General features: G+C 40.8%; 1 protein-coding gene. It reads right to left on the minus strand.

Annotation, left to right across the window (positions count from 1 at the left end; translation table 11 throughout):
• Positions 1 to 377, minus strand: a 377-nt coding sequence (locus HC175_RS20430; RefSeq protein WP_168139867.1) for a PD-(D/E)XK nuclease family protein, incomplete at both ends; no start/stop codon positions are given.

The raw sequence follows: 377 nt of genomic DNA on the forward strand, positions 1-377 counted from the left end.
TTTTTCAGCTGTTCTTTAAAGGCCTCAAGGGTTTCTGAAGTAATATTCGTTTCTTTTTTAGCCCCATACCCCTTTTTATCCTTTTTGCAGAACTTCAAAAAACCACCCTGCATATTTTTGAATGAAATGATCCCGGCTTCAAATTCCGAAGGCAAAGGATCTTTATCATCCATCATTAGGGCATAGGTAAGGATCTGGAAAGGTTTGCTGTACTTGTCATAGTCTAAAGCGATCTCCTCCCACTCCACAACTTCTACCTTGGATTGGTCTACCTTCCCGGTCTTGTAATCTATGATCCGGAATTTGCCGTTGAATTCATCAACACGATCTACAGTTCCTTTCAGAAAAACCGGAAAATCCAGTTCCTCAACAGGGAA

Source organism: Salinimicrobium oceani (assembly GCF_012037645.1).